Here is a 17546-nt window from a genome sequence, read left to right on the forward strand (position 1 = left end):
GGTCGAACAGGAACGCCGACGGCACGATCGGCACGCGACAGCCTCCGACCTCCAGGCCGATGCCGCGTTCGCGCAGCGCCGCCTGCACGCCGGATGCAGCGTCGAGGCCGAAAGCCGAACCGCCCGAAAGCACCACGGCGTGCACCACATCGACCGAATTGTGCGGTTCGAGCAGGTCGGTCTCACGGGTGCCCGGCGCGCCGCCCAGGATCTGAACGCCGGCCACCGTCGGTCCGTCGCAGAGCACGGTCGTCACGCCGGACTTCAGCTTGGCATCGGACGCGTTGCCGACGCGCAGTCCGGCAACGTCGGTGATCAGGTTGCGCGGGCCGGTGCGAAACATCAGTTGCTTTCCAAAGGCGCAAAGCGCGTGCCGTCGAATCGGAAGACGCGGTAGGGGCTCTGGCTGAGGTCGCCTTTTGCATCAAAGCGGATCGGCCCGATCGCAGTGGTGAAATCCTGTCCGGTCAGGGCCTCGGTCAGTGGCTTGCCCGAGCCCTCGGACAAGGTTGACGCCGTTTTGGCGATCTCGATAGCCGCGTAGGCGGGCAGCGTATAACCGTCGGGCACGACCTTCTGCGTGGCAAAGGCCGACAATAGTTTGGGGTCGGCGACATCGGCCCATTCCGGCGGTGCGATCATCAATGTTCCCACGGCATAGGGCACGTCTCCGGTCGGTGTGCGGAGGTTCTCCCCGCCGGCAAAGACGATGCCGGCCTGGAGCTGTGCTGCATCCCGGCCCATGATGGCTATGTCGTCGCCGTCGCCGCCGGCAAACACATGCGTGGCGCCGGCCTTCTTCAGCCGGCCGATCATGCCGATCTGATTGTCGAGCTGCGGCCGGAACGTGTCGACGAATACCGGTTTCAGCGCTGCCTGCTCGGCGGCCGCCCGCAACGTCTCGGCGATTTCGCGGCCATAGATGGTGCCGTCGTCGATGACGGCGAACAGCTCGCTTTGCCACAGATGGGTGAGGGTGGAGGCGACGGCGTTACGCTCATCGTCGCCGCGTGGCCCGAGACGATAGACCGGCCAGCCGGTCTTGACGCGGCGGTCGGTCAGGCTTTCGGTTCGCACGCCAACGGTAATGACTGGAATGTTGGCATCCTTCAGGATCGGCATCGCCGCCTCGATCGCCTCGGTGCAAAGGAATCCGACCACGACATTGACCTTGGCTGCGACGAATTCCCTGGCCGCCGCAGCGCCTCCGTCCGCAGTGCAGGCGTCATCCACGATCTTGAGTTCTATGCCGTTTGCTAGGGCCGCCTGACCGGTGCCGGCCTCGATCTGCTTGCCGAGAATGGCCGATGGTCCAGAGAGAGACGCTGAGACGCCGACCACCAGCGTCTGGGCATTCGCATCACTGGCCAGAAACAGCCAGAACAGCGCCGCTATCGTTCTTGTCCTGGGTCGCATTCGAGCGATGAGGTCCTCTGTGCCGGTCTTATGCTGCTGGCACCTATTTATCGCCAAGACCTAAAGCCTGCCCGACCTTGGTGCAACACGCGAATTTCGGGATATGGCTCAAGCACTTCGCTTGTGGCAGGCTATGTATGGCCATATATGTCGGTAGGATCCTGACCATGGAAAATATACGGTGCTGAAGAAGAACGAAATTGGGCCGCAGGCCTACCGCGACGCCATGAGCCATTTTGCCGGCCACGTCCATGTTGTCACCACCGATGGGCCGGCCGGCAAGCGCGGTGCGACGGTGATTGCGGCCTGTTCCGTGTCGGATACACCGCCGACCATTCTGGTCTGTCTCAACCGTGAAAATCCCAAGAATGAGCCGTTCGTAAAAAACGGCAAATTTGCCTTGAACACGCTGGCCTCGCACCAGGAGCCGCTGTCGATCGGGTTTTCCGGCATCACCGGCCTGCCGGTCGAGGAGCGCTTCGCGCTTGGCGAATGGGACGAGATCTCCACCGGCGCGCCAACTCTGAAGGGCGCGCTCGCCGTGTTCGACTGCGAATTGATCGACACCAAGGACCTGGCCACGCATCGTGTGCTTTTTGGCAAGGTGACAGGCCTTCGGATGGGCGATAATTTGCGGCCGCTGATCTACCACGCCCGCGGCTACCACGTTCTGGAAAGCGGAGCGGCGGCGTTCACGGAGAAAGAATGACCGAGCTGAAACCGCGCGCCGCGCCGCGGACGATCGACGAGACGCTCGATCTCCTGACCGGCGCGGACTATGTAGCGGACCGGTCGCTGGCGACCGTGCTGTTCCTGTCGCTGCGCATGAAGCGGCCGCTGTTCCTCGAGGGCGAGGCCGGCGTCGGCAAGACCGAAATCGCCAAGGTATTGGCGCAGGCGCTCGGCCGTCGGCTGATCCGCCTGCAGTGCTATGAAGGCCTCGACGTCTCGTCCGCCGTCTATGAGTGGAACTACGCCGCGCAGATGATCGAGATCCGCATGGAGGAGGCGGTCGGCAAGGTCGAGCGCTCCGCGATGGAGCGCAACGTCTTCTCCGAAAAATATCTGATCCGCCGCCCGGTGCTCGATGCGCTGACCGGCAAGGCCGGGGCTGCTCCGGTCTTCCTGATCGACGAGCTCGATCGCACCGACGAGGCGTTCGAAGCCTTCCTGCTCGAAATCCTGTCGGACTTCCAGGTGACGGTGCCTGAACTCGGCACCATCAAGGCGGACGAGCCGCCGATCGTCATCATCACCACCAACCGCACCCGCGAGATCCACGATGCGCTGAAGCGGCGCTGCCTCTATCACTGGGTCGACTATCCCAATGCTGAGCGCGAACTGGAGATCGTGCGCCGCAAGGTGCCGCAAGCCAACCAGCGGCTTTCGGCCGAAGTGGTCTCCTTCATCCAGAAGCTGCGCCAGATCGAGCTGTTCAAGGTGCCGGGCGTTGCCGAAACCATTGACTGGGCCGGCGCGCTGACCGAGCTCGACAAGGTGGCGCTCGATCCTGAAACCGTCTCCGACACGATCGGCGTGCTGTTGAAATACCAGGACGACATTGCCCGCATCGAACAGGGCGAAGGCCGGCGCATCCTCAACGAGGTGAAGGCCGAGCTTTCGGCGGCGGAGTAGGCGATGCCGATCCAGGAACCGAAACAAGCGAAGGCCGACGGGCGGATCGCCGACAATATCGTTTATTTCGCCCGCACTCTGCGCAAGGCCGGCATGCGGGTCGGGCCCGCCTCGGTCAAGGATGCCATCGAAGCGGTGCTCGTCGCCGGCATCGGTTCGCGCGACGATTTCTACTGGACGCTGCACGCCGTGCTGGTGTCCAGACATGAGGATCACGCCACTTTCGACGAAACCTTCCGGCTGTTCTGGAAGTCGCGCGAGCTGATCGAAAAGATGCTGGCGATGTTTTCGCCCGTGGCGCCCGACAACAGGGAACAGCAGAACCCCCGCACACCCGAAAACCGTGTCAGCCAGGCGATGTTCGAAGGCCACCAGAAGAACCAGCCGGCTCAGGAAATCCCTGAGATCGAGGTCGACGCCCGCTTCACCTTTTCCGGCAACGAGGTGCTGCGCGGCAAGGACTTTGCCCAGATGAACGCGACCGAGATGGCCGACGCAAAGAAGGCGATCGCGCAGTTGCGGCTGCCTTTCGACATGGTGCGGACGCGGCGCTTCAAGGCTGATGCGCATGGCCGCCGCATCGATCCGCGCGCCATGATGCGTTCGGCAGCGCGCACAGGCGGCGAATTGATCCTGCCGAAATTCCGTTCAGCCCGCGAAGTCCATCCGCCGCTGGTGGTGCTGGCCGACATTTCCGGCTCGATGAGCCAGTACACACGCATCTTCCTGCATTTCCTGCATGCGCTGACCGAAAAACGCCGGCGCGTGCACACTTTTGTTTTCGGCACCCGGCTCACCAACCTGACCCGGCAGATGCGCCATCGCGACCCCGATGCCGCCCTTGCCGACTGCTCGGCGGCGGTCAAGGACTGGTCAGGCGGCACCCGCATCGGCGATACGCTGGCCGAGTTCAACCTGATATGGTCGCGCCGCGTGCTGGGGCAGGGCGCGGTGGTGCTTCTGATCACCGACGGGCTGGAGCGCGACGATGTCGCCGGCCTGTCGGAGGAAATGGAGCGTCTGCACAAATCCTGCCGGCGGCTGATCTGGCTGAACCCATTGCTGCGTTTCGACGGTTTTCAGGCGCGCGCCCGTGGCGTCATGGCGATGCTGCCGCATGTCGACGAATTCCGCTCGGTGCACAATCTCGATGCGCTCGCCGATCTCTGCGCGTCGCTGGACAAGAAATCGGCACAGTCGGTCGATCCGCGCCGATGGCTGGAGGCTGGCGCGAGGCACGCCGCATAACCATATCTTTCTCATCCGAAAAACAGATCCTCGAGAAAAACAGACTTCTGGAAAAACGGTCATGGAAAACAGCATTTATCTGGATGAGGCCCGCGACCCCTTGATCATCGCAGAGGGCTGGATGAAGGACGGCAAGGACGTGGCCATCGCGACAGTGGTCGAGACCTGGGGTTCCGCGCCCCGACCCGCAGGCAGCCATCTGGTCATCGACGCCGACGGCAATTTCCACGGCTCCGTCTCGGGCGGCTGCGTCGAAGGCGCTGTTGTCACCGAGGCGATCGACGTCATCGACAGCGGCAAGGCAAAAATGCTTGAGTTCGGTGTTGCCGACGAAACCGCCTGGCAGGTCGGCCTGTCCTGTGGCGGCCGCATCAAGGTGTATGTCGAAAGGCTCGGCTGATCTCGGATGGATCCCTATGCGCTGAAAACGCTCAACGCCGAACGCCGCGCTCGCCGCGCGGCGATCCTGGTCACTGATCTCGGTGACGGTCGCAACCGCATCGTGCGTGAGGGCGATCAGGTCGCTGGCGATCGCGGCGCCGCGATCGCCAGGGCGTTTCGCACTGGCAATTCCGGTTCGGTCGAGGCCGAGGGGCGGACCTTCTTTCTCAATGCGCATCTGCCGCAGCCGCGTCTGGTCGTGATTGGCGCTGTCCATATCAGCCAGGCGCTGGCGCCGATGGCGAAAATCGCCGGTTACCCCGTAGAGATCATCGACCCCCGCACCGCTTTCGCCACGCCGGACCGATTTCCAGACGTCGCGCTCCATGCCGAATGGCCCGAGGACGTGCTGAAGCGTCAGCCACTCGACAGCTATACAGCGCTGGCCGCCGTTACCCATGATCCGAAGATCGACGATTTCGCCCTGAAGATCGCGCTCGACGCCAACTGTTTCTATGTTGGCGCCCTTGGCAGCCGGAAGACGCATGCCAAGCGGGTCGAACACCTGCTGGCGCTGGGCGCGAGCGCCGACCAGATTGCGCGTATTCATGCGCCGATCGGGCTTGATATTGGTGCAGCCAGCCCGGCCGAGATCGCCGTTGCGGTCCTTGCGCAAGCGATCCATGCCTTTCGCTCGCGCGGTGTGGAAGTTAAAGGCGCGGCAGCGTGAAGTTCGGGCCGATCCCGATCGATACGGCCGAAGGCGCGGTGCTGGCGCATGCCACCACGGCTGGTGAACGCCGCTTTCGCAAGGCGCACAGGTTGAGCGCCGAAGATGTCGCGCTGCTGCGGGCCGCCGGCATTTCTGAAGTCGTTGCGGCGGTGCTGGCCGCCGACGACCTCGGCGAGGATGCCGCCGCGCAGGCGATCGCTGACAGCATGGCCTTTCGCGGCATCGAGGCCAGGTCGGCCGCGACCGGGCGGGTCAATCTCCATGCCCAAGCGTCGGGCATCTTCACTGTCGATAATGCTGTCATCGACGCTATCAATGCCATCGATCCGGCCATCACCATCGCCACGCTGGCGCAGCATGCGCCGGTCGAGAAAGGCCAAATGGTCGCGACCGTGAAGATCATCCCCTTCGCGGTCAGTTCGGCACTGGTCGACGCCGCGACAAAAATCTGCGCCGGTGGTGAGATCTTTGCCGTCAATGCCTACCAGCCGGTCCGTGTCGGCGTCATCCAGACGGTTCTGCCCGGCATCAAGCCTTCCGTACTCGACAAGACGCTGCGCGTCACCGAAGCCCGGCTCGGCCGCACCGGCGGCAGGCTGACGGCGGAGCGCCGCACGCCGCATGAGATCGCACCGGTGGCGGAAGCCGCGGCCTCCCTGGCGCGCGACAACGACATGGTGGTGATCTTCGGCGCCTCGGCGATGAGCGATTTCGCCGATGTCGTTCCGGCGGCGATCGAGAGGGCGGGCGGTACCGTTATCCGCGCCGGCATGCCTGTCGACCCCGGCAACCTGCTGGTGCTGGGCACGCTCGACGGCAAGCGCGTCATTGGTGCACCCGGTTGCGCCCGCAGCCCCAAGGAGAACGGCTTCGATTGGGTATTGGACCGGTTGATCGCTGGCCTTGATGTGACCGCCAAGGACATTGCCGGCATGGGCGTCGGCGGGCTGCTGATGGAAATTCCGACACGGCCGCAGCCGCGCGAACCGCTGCCGGCCAAAAGTCAGCTCAAGGTCGGCATCGTGCTGCTGGCGGCCGGCCGGTCGAGCCGCATGGGGGGGCCGAACAAGCTCCAGGCGCTGTTCGACGGCAAGCCTCTGGTGCGCCGCACTGCTGAGCGGGCGCTCGGCTCGAAGGCATCGGGCACAATTGTCGTCACCGGCCACCAGCGCGAGCGGGTGCGCGCCGCGCTGGCGGGCCTCGACGTGACCTTCGCCGACAACCCCGACTTTGCTGAGGGCCTGTCCACCTCGCTGAAAGCCGGCATTGCGTACCTGCCGGAAGACTCCGCCGGCGTGATGATCGTTCTCGGCGACATGCCGGGTATTGCGTCCGACGACCTCGACAGGTTGATCGAAGCTTTCCGCAAGGCCGGCGGCAATTCGGTGGTTCGCGCCTCGCATGACGGCAAGCGCGGCAACCCGGTGCTGTTGCCGCGCTCGCTGTTTCCGGCGATCGCCCATCTGGAAGGCGACACCGGCGCACGCCATCTGGTCGAGACCGAAGGGCTCGATGTCATCGATGTTGAGATCGGCGCGGCGGCGTCTGTCGATGTCGATACCCGCGAGGCGCTGGAAGGCGCCGGCGGCGTGCTGCAGGATTGACAAACCCAAGCCGAAAAACGCATGCCTTGGCCATGTCTTTTCGTTTCTTTCCCTCTGCGTTTGCGCATTTACCCCCCTCTGGCCTGCCGGCCATCTCCCCCTCAAGGGGGGAGATCGGCAGTTTCGATGGAAGCGTCCATCCTGCGGCCTTGGAAATTGGCGAAAACCGAAAGCGCATCCAATCTCCCCCCTTGAGGGGGAGATGGCCGGCAGGCCAGAGGGGGGCGTGCCGCGCGTTCCTCACAGCAATGCTTTTCTTGGTTTCTTCAGCCACCCACGCCAATGCTCTCGAATTAAAACCCTTCAAGGACGATCTCTTCGCCTATCCGACCACGCTGTCGTCCGACACCAATGGTGCCTACATCGTCATCGACTACCGCGAGATGCGCGACATCAACCAGCGTGACCAGGTGCCCGAGCGCCGGGTGAACGCTCAATACACCGACACCAGCGTTCGCAAGGTGCAGCAGGATCTGCTCCTGAAGACCGATGCCGGCGATGTCAGGCATGTCGCCGTCGGCAAGACCGAGGGCGCCGGTATCATCGTGCTTTATCTGCACGGGCAGGGTGGCAGCCGCAAGCAGGGCGTCGACGACTTCACCTTCGGAGGCAATTTCAACCGGCTCAAGAATCTGATGGCCGGCAATGGCGGCCTCTACCTCAGTCCGGATTTTTCCGATTTCGGTGACACCGGTGCCGCTCAGGTGGCGGCCCTGATTGATCACTATGTCGAACAATCGCCGGGCGCGAAAATCTTCGTCGCCTGCGGCTCGATGGGTGGCGCCCTGTGCTGGAAGCTTGCTGCCCGCAAAGACACCGGCGGCCGTATCAACGGCTTGCTGCTGCTCGGCTCGCTGTGGGACGAGAGCTTTTTCACTAGCCCAGCCTTCAAGCGCCGCGTACCGGTCTTCTTCGGCCAGGGCAGCCACGACGTGGTTTTCCCGGTGGAAAAGCAGGAAGCCTTCTTTCGCTCGATCCTGGCCAAGTCGAACACTTATCCGACGCGTTTCGTCCGTTTCGAGACCGGCACCCATGGCACGCCGATCCGCATGACCGACTGGCGCGGTACACTCAACTGGATGCTGTCGAAGGCACCTTGATCGACACCGCGGGAAGCCCGTACGGGCTCACGGCGGAGTGTTGTAGTCGACAACCGTCTGCGGATTTTCCTCGCCGTCATAGGACGCATCGACGTCGAACTGGACCAGCGAGAAATTGCCATTCCGGAACAGATATGTCCCCGCGTCGGACGCATCGCCGATGCCGCGCCATTTGTTGAACGTGGTGATCGTGTGGGCATTCTCGTCATAGTCGGAATTGACCGCCCAGCCGGTCGTCTGGAAACCGATGATGCTCATGCCCAGTAATTTGCCGTCGCTGTCATTGTTTTCGTAGCGGATGTCCATCTTGGGTTCGGCGAACTGCAACTGCTGTACGCCCGAGACCTCGTCGGTCATGTAGTAGATCGAGCTTTCATTATAGGCTGCGGCCGAGCAGGAAAAATGAAACAGCCGCGTTTCCTTGTCAGGATCGCCGGGCTGCGCATTCTTGTCCTTGTACTTGATCGAAAAGACCTCCGGCTCATCGGCCAGGAATTGCTTGTCGCATTGGTCGCCATACGTCGCCAGAAACGCCTTCTTGGCCTGTTCCAATGCCGTGTCCTTCTTCGGCGGCGGCGGCCCGTCGCCGCAGCTTGGCGGCAACGCCTCTTCGAAATCGGCGGTGGAGGGTTTAAGCGCGCCTTTTTCGATGTGGATCGGATCGAAGGGCGGCGCGGCCTGGATCTGGGCATTCACCTGGCGCAGCGTATAGCAGCCGGCAAAGACCTTCTCGCCGCCGCTCTTGTCGGTGGCGCGGATGGCGACCGGGACGTTGTAGAAAATGCTGCCGGCCGCACCCTCGTCCGAAACAGCACCGGTGGCGACCTCGACCTTGTCTGTGCCGTCATAACCCTTGACGAAACTGTCGAAATCCTTTGCCGGCTTCGTATCGCCGAAATAGCCCCAGGCGCGGGCGAATTCGTGCCGGCTAATGGCGCTGTAGAGCGAGCGGACGACCGCATCGGCGCTCGACCGGTCGTCGACATAGGGCGCTTCGGGTGCATCTTCGGCGGCCAATGTCGTCTGGCCGATCGGGGCAAGGGAGAGAAAGGCAGTCGCTGCGAGAAGGGCGCGTCTCATCGGGAATCTCCGCTCGATAGGAGATTCTACTATGGCGATTGCGGCAACGTGGTGACGCAGCGCCGGCGGTCTTGAAGAATCGTGCGCGAAGGCGCTACGTCGCGTCCGCTGGCGTTCGGCCGGACAGGGAGATTTGACGTGACGATATCGATGTATGAGGCATCCGTGCCCGTGTTTTCGGTCAGGCTGAAAGCGCTTTCCAATGTGCTTGCGACCGCCGAACAGAATGCGCTTGACCGCAAGATCGACCCGCAGGTTTTTTTGACGGCGCGGCTAGCGCCAGACATGTTCGCCTTGACCAGGCAGGTGCAGATCGCCACCGATCATGCCAAGGGCGCGCCGTCGCGGCTCGCCGGCCGTGAGGTGCCGAAATACGAGGACAATGAGGCGAGTTTCGCCGATGTCCAGGCCCGCATCACGAAGACCCTGGATCTTCTGGCGTCATTTTCGGCTGCCGAGTTCGACGGCTCCGACGACAAGATCATCGAATTGAAGCTTGGTGGACGCGAAAGCTCGATGCCCGGCATGCAGTATCTGCTGCATGTGGCCATGCCCAACTTCTATTTTCACCTCACCACTGCTTACGACATCCTTCGCCACAATGGCGTGCCGTTGGGCAAGGCGACGTTCCTGGGCGCGCTGTAAAGGATTGAGGTCTTCGAGATGTCCCGGACTGATCCGGGACATCTGACGACTCCGACGGCAGTTAGCGAATGGACATTTCGCGGGCAATGCGCGGAAAATCGGCGGGTTTGATACCGATGTCAGCGCGGTCGGCACTGCTCATCGAATGAAGCAGTGCGAGCGCCGAACGGTATCTCAGATGCTCCTGCGGCCGCGGCCGGGCGAACATTTCAGTGAAGAAACCCATGATTCAAGCCCCTTAATTGGTCCTCCACAGCCGCCAATATAGGTGAATCGTGACAATTGTGCAGTGCAGCATTTGCATGCCTGCCATGTCTTGGCGAATTTCTTTCGCCATTTCCCTAATCGACAGAAACTTTTGCGCGACGCGCATCGTAGCCTTGAATGCTGGCTACATGGCCGGTTTTTCCTCGCCACTCCTGGCGAATTCCGGACTGCATGAAAGTGCAGTCCGGCTTTTTGTGTTGGGGTTGAGGAGGCTGAAGAGGCCGAAGAGGCTAGCCTGCGCGACGGCTAAATTCGTTAAGATCGGTGGCATGCATTTTTAACGAGCCGGCTCTAAGCTCTGAGGCTTGCACGGTCGGGCAAGGGGGAGGCTGACATCGCTACTGGCGCCAAGCGGGATTTCGCTTCGTTGCTCGACGACCTCTTCGTCGCTTCCGACAGGGGCGGCGAGATTGGGAGAGACGGGATTGAAGAGGCCGGCGCTCGTCCATCCATCCCGTTCGACTATCTCTCGGTGGCCGATGAACTCCATTCCGGCCGTATCAAGGTTTCTGGCAGCAGCTTTGCCAGCGAATATCGCGAGGCCGGTGCCGATCTGGCGACCGAATTCGCCGCCTTGCTCGATCATGCCAAACTGGCTCTTGCCGGCGAGGAGCCAAAGCCTGAGGAAAAGCTGCCGCCGATCGATCCGGAATCCATCGCGGTCGAACTTGGCCTCAATCAGCCCAAGCAAATCGCCGATTTCGGCCGCATGCGCCGCAGCTTTGCCTTTGCCAACCATCCCGACCGTGTCGCCCCGCATCTGCGCCAGCGCGCTATGATCCGCATGCAGGTGGCTAACATGCTGATCGACGAGGCCAAGCGGCGTGCGGTGGCCGGCGCTCGCCGCTAAACGCCGCTGGTTCACGCAAAAGTCGGCCTGGCGAGGCTTGGAGAGTGCCTCTGCTTTCCGTAGGATGGGCTTACTCCCCGCGCAGCCGCGCACGCTTTTCCTCCGGAGCAGAATTCCATGCACAAACGCCGTCTCGGTCGGACCGATCTTCTTGTTACCCAGATCTGCCTGGGCTCCATGACCTGGGGCCAGCAGAACACCGAGGCCGAGGGCCACGCCCAGATGGACCTCGCCTTTTCACGCGGCGTCAATTTCATCGACACCGCCGAACTCTACCCGATCCCGCCCAAAGCGGAGACGCAAGGGCGGACCGAAAAGATCATCGGCAGCTGGATGAAGGTCAACCGCAACCGTGACAAGGTGATCCTGGCCTCCAAGGTTGTCGGCCGCACGGCCAACAGCTGGTTTCGCGGCGACAGGCCGTCGCAACTGGTGCGCGCCGATATTTTTGACGCCATCGACAAGTCGCTGGCCAAGCTCGGCACCGACTACATCGACCTCTACCAGATCCACTGGCCGGAACGGGACATTCCCTGGGGCGCCAATTCGACGCGCATCGGCGCCGTATCGCCGCGCGCCGATTCTGTCGGCGCACCGGCCGACGAAACACCGATCGCCGAGACGCTTGCCGTGTTCGACGAACTGGTGAAGGCGGGAAAGATCCGCCATTTCGGCCTGTCGAACGAGAGTTCCTGGGGCGTGATGCGGTTCCTTGCCGAGGCTGAAAAGGGTATTGGCCCGCGCGTCGCGTCGATCCAGAACGCCTACAATCTCGTCAACCGCACCTTCGAGGTGAACCTCGCCGAGGTCTGCGAGCGCGAGCAGGTGTCGTTGCTTCCTTATTCGCCGCTGGCGCAGGGTTATCTGACCGGCAAATACGATCATGGCGCGCGCCCGCAAGGGTCGCGCTCGCAGCTGTTCAATCGTGGCCAGCGCTATGAGACGCCCAACGCGGCGCAAGTGCAGCTCGAATACAATGAGCTGGCGCGCGCCTTTGGCCTGGAGCCGGCATTGTTTGCCAATGCCTATGTCTCAAGCCGGCCCTTCGTCACCTCGAACATCGTCGGCGCGACGACCATTTCGCAGCTCGACCTAGCGCTGTCTTCCGTGGAAATCGTCTGGACCGAAGAGATGCAGAAGGCGGTGGATGCGATCCACCAGCGGGTCGGCAATCCCTGTCCTTGAACGGATTGGATGTGGCCGAATACTCGATAATTCCAAGTGAGCGAGCGACAATGAATTTTCCGGTTGAGACAGTGCGTGAAAAGTTTCCGGCTCTTTCCCTGACCGACAAGGGCCGTCGCCGCATCTATCTCGACAACCCTGCCGGCACGCAGGTACCACAGCCAGTGGCGGATGCGGTGTCGCGCTGTCTTTTGACCACCAATGCCAACCTCGGCGGCTATTTCGAAACGACGATTGCCGCGCAAGCTGTCGTCGACGTCGCGCATCAGGCGATGGCCGATTTCCTCGGTGCGGCGAGCCCCGAGGAAATCATCATCGGCGCCAATATGACGACGCTGACCTATCACATGTCGCGCACGCTCGGCCGCACCATGCAGCCCGGCGACGAGATCATCCTCACCCGTATGGACCATGAGGGCAACGTCTCGCCCTGGCTGCAACTGGCCGAGGATCTCGGGCTCGTCGTGCGCTGGCTGCCGTTCGATGAAAAGAGCTGGCAGGTCGAAGAGGCAACGCTGGCTAGCCTGCTTTCAGGCAGGACGCGATTGGTCGCCTTGAACTATGCCAGCAACCTGACCGGCTCGATCAACCGGGTGAAGGCGCTGACCGCCATCGCGAAACAGACCGGTGCGCTGGTGTATGTCGACGCCGTGCAGTTCGCTCCGCATGGCCTGATCGACGTCAGGGAGCTCGACTGCGATTTCCTGATCTGCTCGGCCTACAAGTTCTTCGGTCCGCACATGGGCATTTTGTGGGGGCGGCGCGACGTCATCGATGGCCTGAAACCTTACAAATGCCGCTGCTCGTCGAATGGGCTGCCGGAGCGGTTCGAACTAGGCACTCCGCAAATCGAGTTGATGGCCGGTCTCACGGCCGCGGTTGACTACTTTGCCGACCTTGGCGCGGCAGCGGGCGAGGGTGGATCGCGAAGGCAGAAGATCGCCAAGGCATTTGAAGTCTCGATCGCCTACGAAAACCCGCTGGCGCAACAGCTGATCGATGGCCTGTCCGATATCGAGGGCTTGACGATCCACGGCATCACCGATCCGAAGCGGATTGGCGAGCGCGTGCCGACGGTGTCCTTCACCGTCGACGGCATCGTGCCGGAGACGATCGTGCGGCAGATGAACGCCGAAAACATCTTCCTATGGTCCGGCCACAACTACGCCTGGGAGATCGTCCACCAACTCGGCATTCCTGCCGAGCAAGGCGTCGTGCGTATCGGCATCGCCCACTACAACACTACAGCCGAAATCGACGAGACGTTGGAGAGCGTGCACCGGGTGATCGCCATGCTCAGGCAGCAACGACCCTGACGCACTGTCGCAACGAGGTCACCGCGTCTTTCCGCCGAAGCCGGTGAGGAACGCGGTGAGATTGTCGCCGAGTTCGTCGCAGAGATAGCCGCCCTCCTGGACGATGACCGTCGGCAGGCCGAGCTTTGCGATGGCCTCGCCGATGCGCGAGAAGCCAGGTGTCGTCACCGAAAGTCCGCCGAACGGATCGCCTTCGAACGCATCGAGGCCGAGCGCCACGACCAGCGCGTCTGGCGAAAAGGCACGGATGCGCTGGAACCCCACCTCGAGCGCTTCCAGAAACAACGCGTCGGCGGATTTACGCGGCAAGGGCAGGTTGAAATTGTAGCCGAGGCCAGGCCCTTCGCCGCGCTCGTCGGCATGGCCCCAGAAGAACGGATAGAAGCGCACCGGATCGGCATGCAGCGAGACGGTCAGCACATCCGGCCGCGCGTAAAAGATGCCTTGCGTGCCATTGCCGTGATGCAGGTCGACGTCGAGGATCGCCGCCCGCGACGCCGTCCTGCGCAAGGTCTGTGCGGCGACCGCCGAATTGTTGATGAAGCAGAAGCCGCCGGCGACATCGGCAAAGGCATGGTGGCCGGGCGGGCGGCACAGCGCGTAGGCGGCCGGCGCGCCTGCCATCACCGCTTCAGCGGCTTCGACCGCGCTCCAGGCACTCCACAGCGCGCTCTGCCATGTCTCGCCCGAGATCGGGCAGGCGGTGTCGGCCATGTGATAGCCGGCCTGACCGACGGCCGAGGCTGGATAGGAGCCGTTGCGCGCGATCGGGTGGATGTTGGGGATCACTTCAGCTGAGGCACCGTCGATGCGCTGCCAGCGCGTGTAGATGTGCTCAAGAAAGTCGAGATATTCCGGCGTATGCACTGCCGCGACCGGACCGAGCCCATGATTGCGCGGCCGGTCGATGGCACAGCCGGCAGATTTTGCGCCGGCTAACAATCTCTCGACGCGTTCAGGCTGTTCCGGATTGGGCTTCGCGGCACCGCTCGACAGGAAGGCCTTGGGATCGTGGCGCTTCTGTTCCTCCGCATAGAAGGCCTTCATACCTGCTCCCCATTTTCGGCCGAGTCGGCGAAGGCAAAGAAGGCCTGGCCGATGATCTTCTGCGTCTGTTCGTAGCTCGACCAGGCGATGCCCAGCCTTTCATAGAACGCTTTGGCGCCCTCATTGTCGGTATCGACGGATAGTCGGAGATAGACGCCGCCTTCTCTCCGGCACTGTGCCGCGACGTGCCGCAGCAGCCGCTCGCCGATCTTGCGGCCGCGAAAACGGTCCTCGACATAGAGGTCCTGCACATAGACACCAGGCCGCCCCATCCAGGTCGAAAAGATGGGGAAATGCAGGCAGAGCCCGGCAAAGTTGCCGCCGACTTCGGCGATCAGGGTGGAGAAAGCGCGTTTCTCGCCAAAGCCGTAAGTTCTGAGATCGTCATGCGTCGAGATGATCTCCTCGGGCGCGCCGATGTGGGTGCCGAGTTTCAGGATCGCCGCGTGGATAGTTGCGACGTCGTCGATATTGCCGGGACGGAGGACGATTTCGTCTGCTGTTGGGCTGGTCAAGACAGGTATGGCGCCAAGGCACCCCCCTCTGTCCTGCCGGACATCTCCCCCTCAAGGGGGGAGATCGGATATTGCCACGGCTTTCGCCAATCATCTGCGTTGTAGGATGGACGGCGAGATAGAAGCTGCCAATCTCCCCCCTGGAGGGGGAGATGTCCGGCAGGACAGAGGGGGGCGGGACTGGACACTACCATCTCAATCAATCACATCTCAAAACGCCACTCGGTCGCCGCCCTTGAGCGCCAGCATGTCGCGCGCTTCGGTGGGTGTGGCAACCTCCAGCGACAGCCCATCGAGGATGCCACGGATGCGGCGCACCTGATCGGCATTGGATTTCGCCAGCTGGCGGCCGTCATAGAGACTGTCTTCCAGCCCGACGCGAACATTGCCGCCCATGGCCGCGGCGATCGAGATCAGCGGCATCTGCTGGCGGCCGGCGGCCAGCACCGAGAACTGGTAGCTGTCGCCGAACAATTTGTCGGCGATCCGCTTCATATGGACGAGATTGTCGGGATCGGCGCCGATGCCGCCCAATATGCCCAGCACGAACTGGATGAACAGCGGTCCCGACACCAGGCCCCGATCGCGGAAATGCGCCAGCGAATACAGATGGCCGACATCGTAGCATTCGAATTCGAAGCGCGTGCCGCAGCCCTTGCCCAGCCTTTCCAGCACGCCTTCCATGTCGGCGAAGGTGTTCTTGAAAATTGTATGCCGCGTCGCTTCGAGCAGCTGCGGCTCCCATTCGTGCTGCCATTCCCGTGGCTTGTCGAGCATGGGAAACAGCGCGAAATTCATCGAACCCATGTTGAGCGAGCACATTTCTGGCTCGGCGCGCAAAGGGGCAGCCAGCCGCTGATCCAAGGTCATCAGCGACGAGCCGCCGGTGGTGATGTTGATCACCGCATCGGTCGCCTGCTTGATGCGCGGCAGGAACTGCATATAGACGTCCGGATCGGCGGTCGGGCGGCCATCCCTGGGGTCACGGGCGTGGAGATGCAGGATCGATGCACCGGCCTCGGCCGCCGCGATCGCGTCTGCAGCGATCTGGTCCGGTGTCACCGGCAGATAGGGCGACATCGACGGCGTGTGCACCGAGCCGGTGACGGCGCAGGTGATGATGACTTTTCGCGAGGCCATGCTCTTACCCTTCGACCGGCAGGTCGAGCTCGGAGGCTAATGCCTCCAGCGAATCGCCGATGATGGAAATGATCTCGCCGAGCTGCTCCCTGGTGACGATCATCGGCGGCGCGACCATGAAATTGTCGCCGTCGACGCCGCCCTTGACCTTGCGGCCATAGATGATCAGCCCGCGCTCATAGGCGAGGTCGAGCAGCCGTTGCGTGGCCTTCTTGGTCTGGTCGATCGGTTTCAAGGTCTCGGGATCGGCAACCATCTGGGCGCCTGTGAGCAGGCCCTTGCCGCGTACGTCGGCGATGAACGGAAACCGCTTGGACAGCGCCTTCAGCCCATCCATCAGCACGTCGCCCATGGCAGCCGCATTGGCGATCAGGTCGAGCCGATCCATTTCGCCAAGGACAGCCAGCCCGGCAGCGCAGGCCAGCGGGTTGCCGGCATAGGTGTGGCCGTGCTGGAAGCCGCCTGAGGCAAGCAGCGGCTGCACCAGCCGCATCGGTGCGGCCAGCGCGCCAAGCGGCGCATAGCCGGAGCCTAGCCCCTTGGACAACGCGACGATGTCGGGCTTGCAGTTCCAGTGGTCGCCGCCGAGGAATTTGCCGGTACGGCCGGCGCCGCTCATCACTTCATCATGGATGAGCAGGATGCCGTAGCGGTCGCAGATCTCGCGGATGCGTGGATAGTAGCTGTCGGGAGCCACAAGCGCTGCGGTCGCAGCACCCCCGATCGTCTCCATGATGAAGGCCACCACGCTGTCTGGACCTTCCGCCAGGATCTTCTCCTCCAGCATGTCGGCATAGCGGATGCCGCGCTGTTCCATCGAAAGATTGTCGCGGTCGCGCCAGGCATCCGGCGCCGGCACGGTCGGCATCACCCGCATCATCGGCTCGAAAGTTTCGGCCAGCGCATCGTCGCCGGTGATCGACAGCGAACCCAGCGTGCCGCCATGATAGGACGGGAAGCGCGTGATCACCTTCCAGCGGCTGGCCTGTCCGGTGGCGACGGCCCATTGCCGCGCCAGCTTGATGCAGGATTCGGTCGCCTCCGAGCCGCCCGAGACGAAGAAGATGCGGTCCATGCCTTCCGGCAACTTGCCGGCCAGCTCGCGTGCCAGTTCTTCGGCCGGCTCGTTCTCGAAATGCAGGCGGTAGGCGAAGGTGGCGCGGTCCATCTGCCGCTTCATGGCATCCAGCACATTGCGGTTGGAATGGCCGATATTGGCGACCATCGGGCCGCTCGATCCATCGATGAAGCGGCGGCCGTCCTGCGTCCACATATAGATGCCCTCGGCGCGGTCGATCAGCGGCCGGCGCAGGCTGGACAGATAGAACAGATGCGATTCTCGCCGGGCTTCGGTGTCTTGAGCGGCGATCTGGACTTTCGACAT

The 17546-nt window shown here is 62.7% G+C and carries 19 protein-coding genes; 11 read left to right on the plus strand and 8 right to left on the minus strand.

All coding sequences use genetic code 11. The features are described from left to right. Together NKJ06_RS03245 and NKJ06_RS03250 are read right to left on the minus strand one after the other, a co-directional pair. Window positions 1–343, minus strand: a 343-nt coding sequence (locus tag NKJ06_RS03245) for a P1 family peptidase (RefSeq protein ID WP_352809086.1), incomplete at its 3' end; no start/stop codon positions are given. Next, a complete protein-coding gene (locus NKJ06_RS03250; protein ID WP_352629116.1) occupies window positions 343–1416 on the minus strand; it encodes a branched-chain amino acid ABC transporter substrate-binding protein in 1074 nt (357 codons plus the stop codon). The genes NKJ06_RS03245 and NKJ06_RS03250, both read right to left, overlap by 1 nt. Before the next feature lie 181 nt (window positions 1417–1597). Here NKJ06_RS03250 and NKJ06_RS03255 point away from each other — a divergent pair, with 181 nt between their 5' ends. The 7 genes from NKJ06_RS03255 (at window position 1598) to NKJ06_RS03285 (ending at window position 8117) form a co-directional block, all read left to right on the plus strand. Beyond that, the gene (locus tag NKJ06_RS03255) at window positions 1598–2125 is read left to right on the plus strand and encodes a flavin reductase (protein ID WP_352629114.1); all 528 of its coding nucleotides are present in this window, start codon (window positions 1598–1600) and stop codon (window positions 2123–2125) included. Beyond that, a complete protein-coding gene (locus NKJ06_RS03260) occupies window positions 2122–3051 on the plus strand; it encodes an AAA family ATPase (RefSeq protein ID WP_352602640.1) in 930 nt (309 codons plus the stop codon). The genes NKJ06_RS03255 and NKJ06_RS03260 overlap by 4 nt, the downstream gene beginning before the upstream one ends. A gap of 3 nt (window positions 3052–3054) precedes the next feature. After that, on the plus strand, window positions 3055–4299 hold the full coding sequence (locus NKJ06_RS03265) for a vWA domain-containing protein (RefSeq protein ID WP_352809087.1): 1245 nt from the start codon (window positions 3055–3057) through the stop codon (window positions 4297–4299). 61 nt (window positions 4300–4360) lie between these two features. Then, the gene (locus tag NKJ06_RS03270; RefSeq protein WP_352629110.1) at window positions 4361–4699 is read left to right on the plus strand and encodes an XdhC family protein; all 339 of its coding nucleotides are present in this window, start codon (window positions 4361–4363) and stop codon (window positions 4697–4699) included. Between the two features lie 6 nt (window positions 4700–4705). Continuing rightward, complete coding sequence (locus NKJ06_RS03275; RefSeq protein ID WP_352809089.1) at window positions 4706–5410, plus strand: XdhC family protein; 705 nt, start codon at window positions 4706–4708, stop codon at window positions 5408–5410. Beyond that, entirely contained in the window at window positions 5407–7017 is a 1611-nt protein-coding gene (locus NKJ06_RS03280; RefSeq protein ID WP_352809091.1) for an NTP transferase domain-containing protein, read from the plus strand. Before NKJ06_RS03275 ends, NKJ06_RS03280 begins: the two co-directional genes overlap by 4 nt. Window positions 7018–7265: 248 nt before the next feature. Next, the gene (locus tag NKJ06_RS03285) at window positions 7266–8117 is read left to right on the plus strand and encodes an alpha/beta hydrolase (RefSeq protein WP_352629104.1); all 852 of its coding nucleotides are present in this window, start codon (window positions 7266–7268) and stop codon (window positions 8115–8117) included. Between the two features lie 27 nt (window positions 8118–8144). Here the strand turns inward: NKJ06_RS03285 and NKJ06_RS03290 are convergent, their stop codons facing one another. Continuing rightward, window positions 8145–9197 carry a DUF1176 domain-containing protein gene (locus NKJ06_RS03290; protein ID WP_352629102.1) on the minus strand — a complete coding sequence of 351 codons (1053 nt, stop codon included), beginning with the start codon at window positions 9195–9197 and terminating at the stop codon, window positions 8145–8147. 138 nt (window positions 9198–9335) lie between these two features. Here NKJ06_RS03290 and NKJ06_RS03295 point away from each other — a divergent pair, with 138 nt between their 5' ends. Further along, window positions 9336–9842: a DUF1993 domain-containing protein gene (locus tag NKJ06_RS03295; protein WP_352629100.1), complete on the plus strand. Its 507-nt coding sequence runs from the start codon at window positions 9336–9338 to the stop codon at window positions 9840–9842. A 61-nt stretch (window positions 9843–9903) separates the two neighbouring features. On the opposite strand, the gene NKJ06_RS03300 is transcribed toward NKJ06_RS03295, so the two are convergent. Continuing rightward, complete coding sequence (locus NKJ06_RS03300; protein WP_352629098.1) at window positions 9904–10068, minus strand: hypothetical protein; 165 nt, start codon at window positions 10066–10068, stop codon at window positions 9904–9906. Between the two features lie 408 nt (window positions 10069–10476). Between NKJ06_RS03300 and NKJ06_RS03305 the strand changes: the two genes are divergently transcribed. The 3 genes from NKJ06_RS03305 to NKJ06_RS03315 all read left to right on the plus strand — a co-directional run bounded on the left by NKJ06_RS03305 (window position 10477) and on the right by NKJ06_RS03315 (window position 13460). Then, window positions 10477–10959 carry a hypothetical protein gene (locus NKJ06_RS03305; protein WP_352629096.1) on the plus strand — a complete coding sequence of 161 codons (483 nt, stop codon included), beginning with the start codon at window positions 10477–10479 and terminating at the stop codon, window positions 10957–10959. Window positions 10960–11076: 117 nt separating this feature from the next. Next, window positions 11077–12144, plus strand: a complete 1068-nt coding sequence (locus tag NKJ06_RS03310; RefSeq protein ID WP_352629094.1) for an aldo/keto reductase — start codon at window positions 11077–11079, stop codon at window positions 12142–12144. Between the two features lie 50 nt (window positions 12145–12194). Then, on the plus strand, window positions 12195–13460 hold the full coding sequence (locus tag NKJ06_RS03315) for a cysteine desulfurase-like protein (protein ID WP_352629092.1): 1266 nt from the start codon (window positions 12195–12197) through the stop codon (window positions 13458–13460). Window positions 13461–13478: 18 nt separating this feature from the next. Here NKJ06_RS03315 and NKJ06_RS03320 read toward each other — a convergent pair whose 3' ends face one another. The 4 genes from NKJ06_RS03320 to NKJ06_RS03335 all read right to left on the minus strand — a co-directional run bounded on the left by NKJ06_RS03320 (window position 13479) and on the right by NKJ06_RS03335 (window position 17546). Beyond that, window positions 13479–14507 (minus strand): histone deacetylase family protein, encoded by a 1029-nt coding sequence (locus tag NKJ06_RS03320; protein WP_352629090.1) that lies wholly within the window; start codon window positions 14505–14507, stop codon window positions 13479–13481. Beyond that, entirely contained in the window at window positions 14504–15022 is a 519-nt protein-coding gene (locus tag NKJ06_RS03325; protein ID WP_352629088.1) for a GNAT family N-acetyltransferase, read from the minus strand. Before NKJ06_RS03325 ends, NKJ06_RS03320 begins: the two co-directional genes overlap by 4 nt. A gap of 210 nt (window positions 15023–15232) precedes the next feature. Beyond that, on the minus strand, window positions 15233–16162 hold the full coding sequence (gene kce / locus NKJ06_RS03330) for a 3,5-dioxohexanoate:acetyl-CoA acetone transferase (RefSeq protein WP_352629086.1): 930 nt from the start codon (window positions 16160–16162) through the stop codon (window positions 15233–15235). A gap of 4 nt (window positions 16163–16166) precedes the next feature. Then, window positions 16167–17546 (minus strand): aminotransferase family protein, encoded by a 1380-nt coding sequence (locus NKJ06_RS03335; protein ID WP_352629084.1) that lies wholly within the window; start codon window positions 17544–17546, stop codon window positions 16167–16169.

Source organism: Mesorhizobium sp. M0293 (assembly GCF_040321735.1).
Classification (GTDB): domain Bacteria; phylum Pseudomonadota; class Alphaproteobacteria; order Rhizobiales; family Rhizobiaceae; genus Mesorhizobium.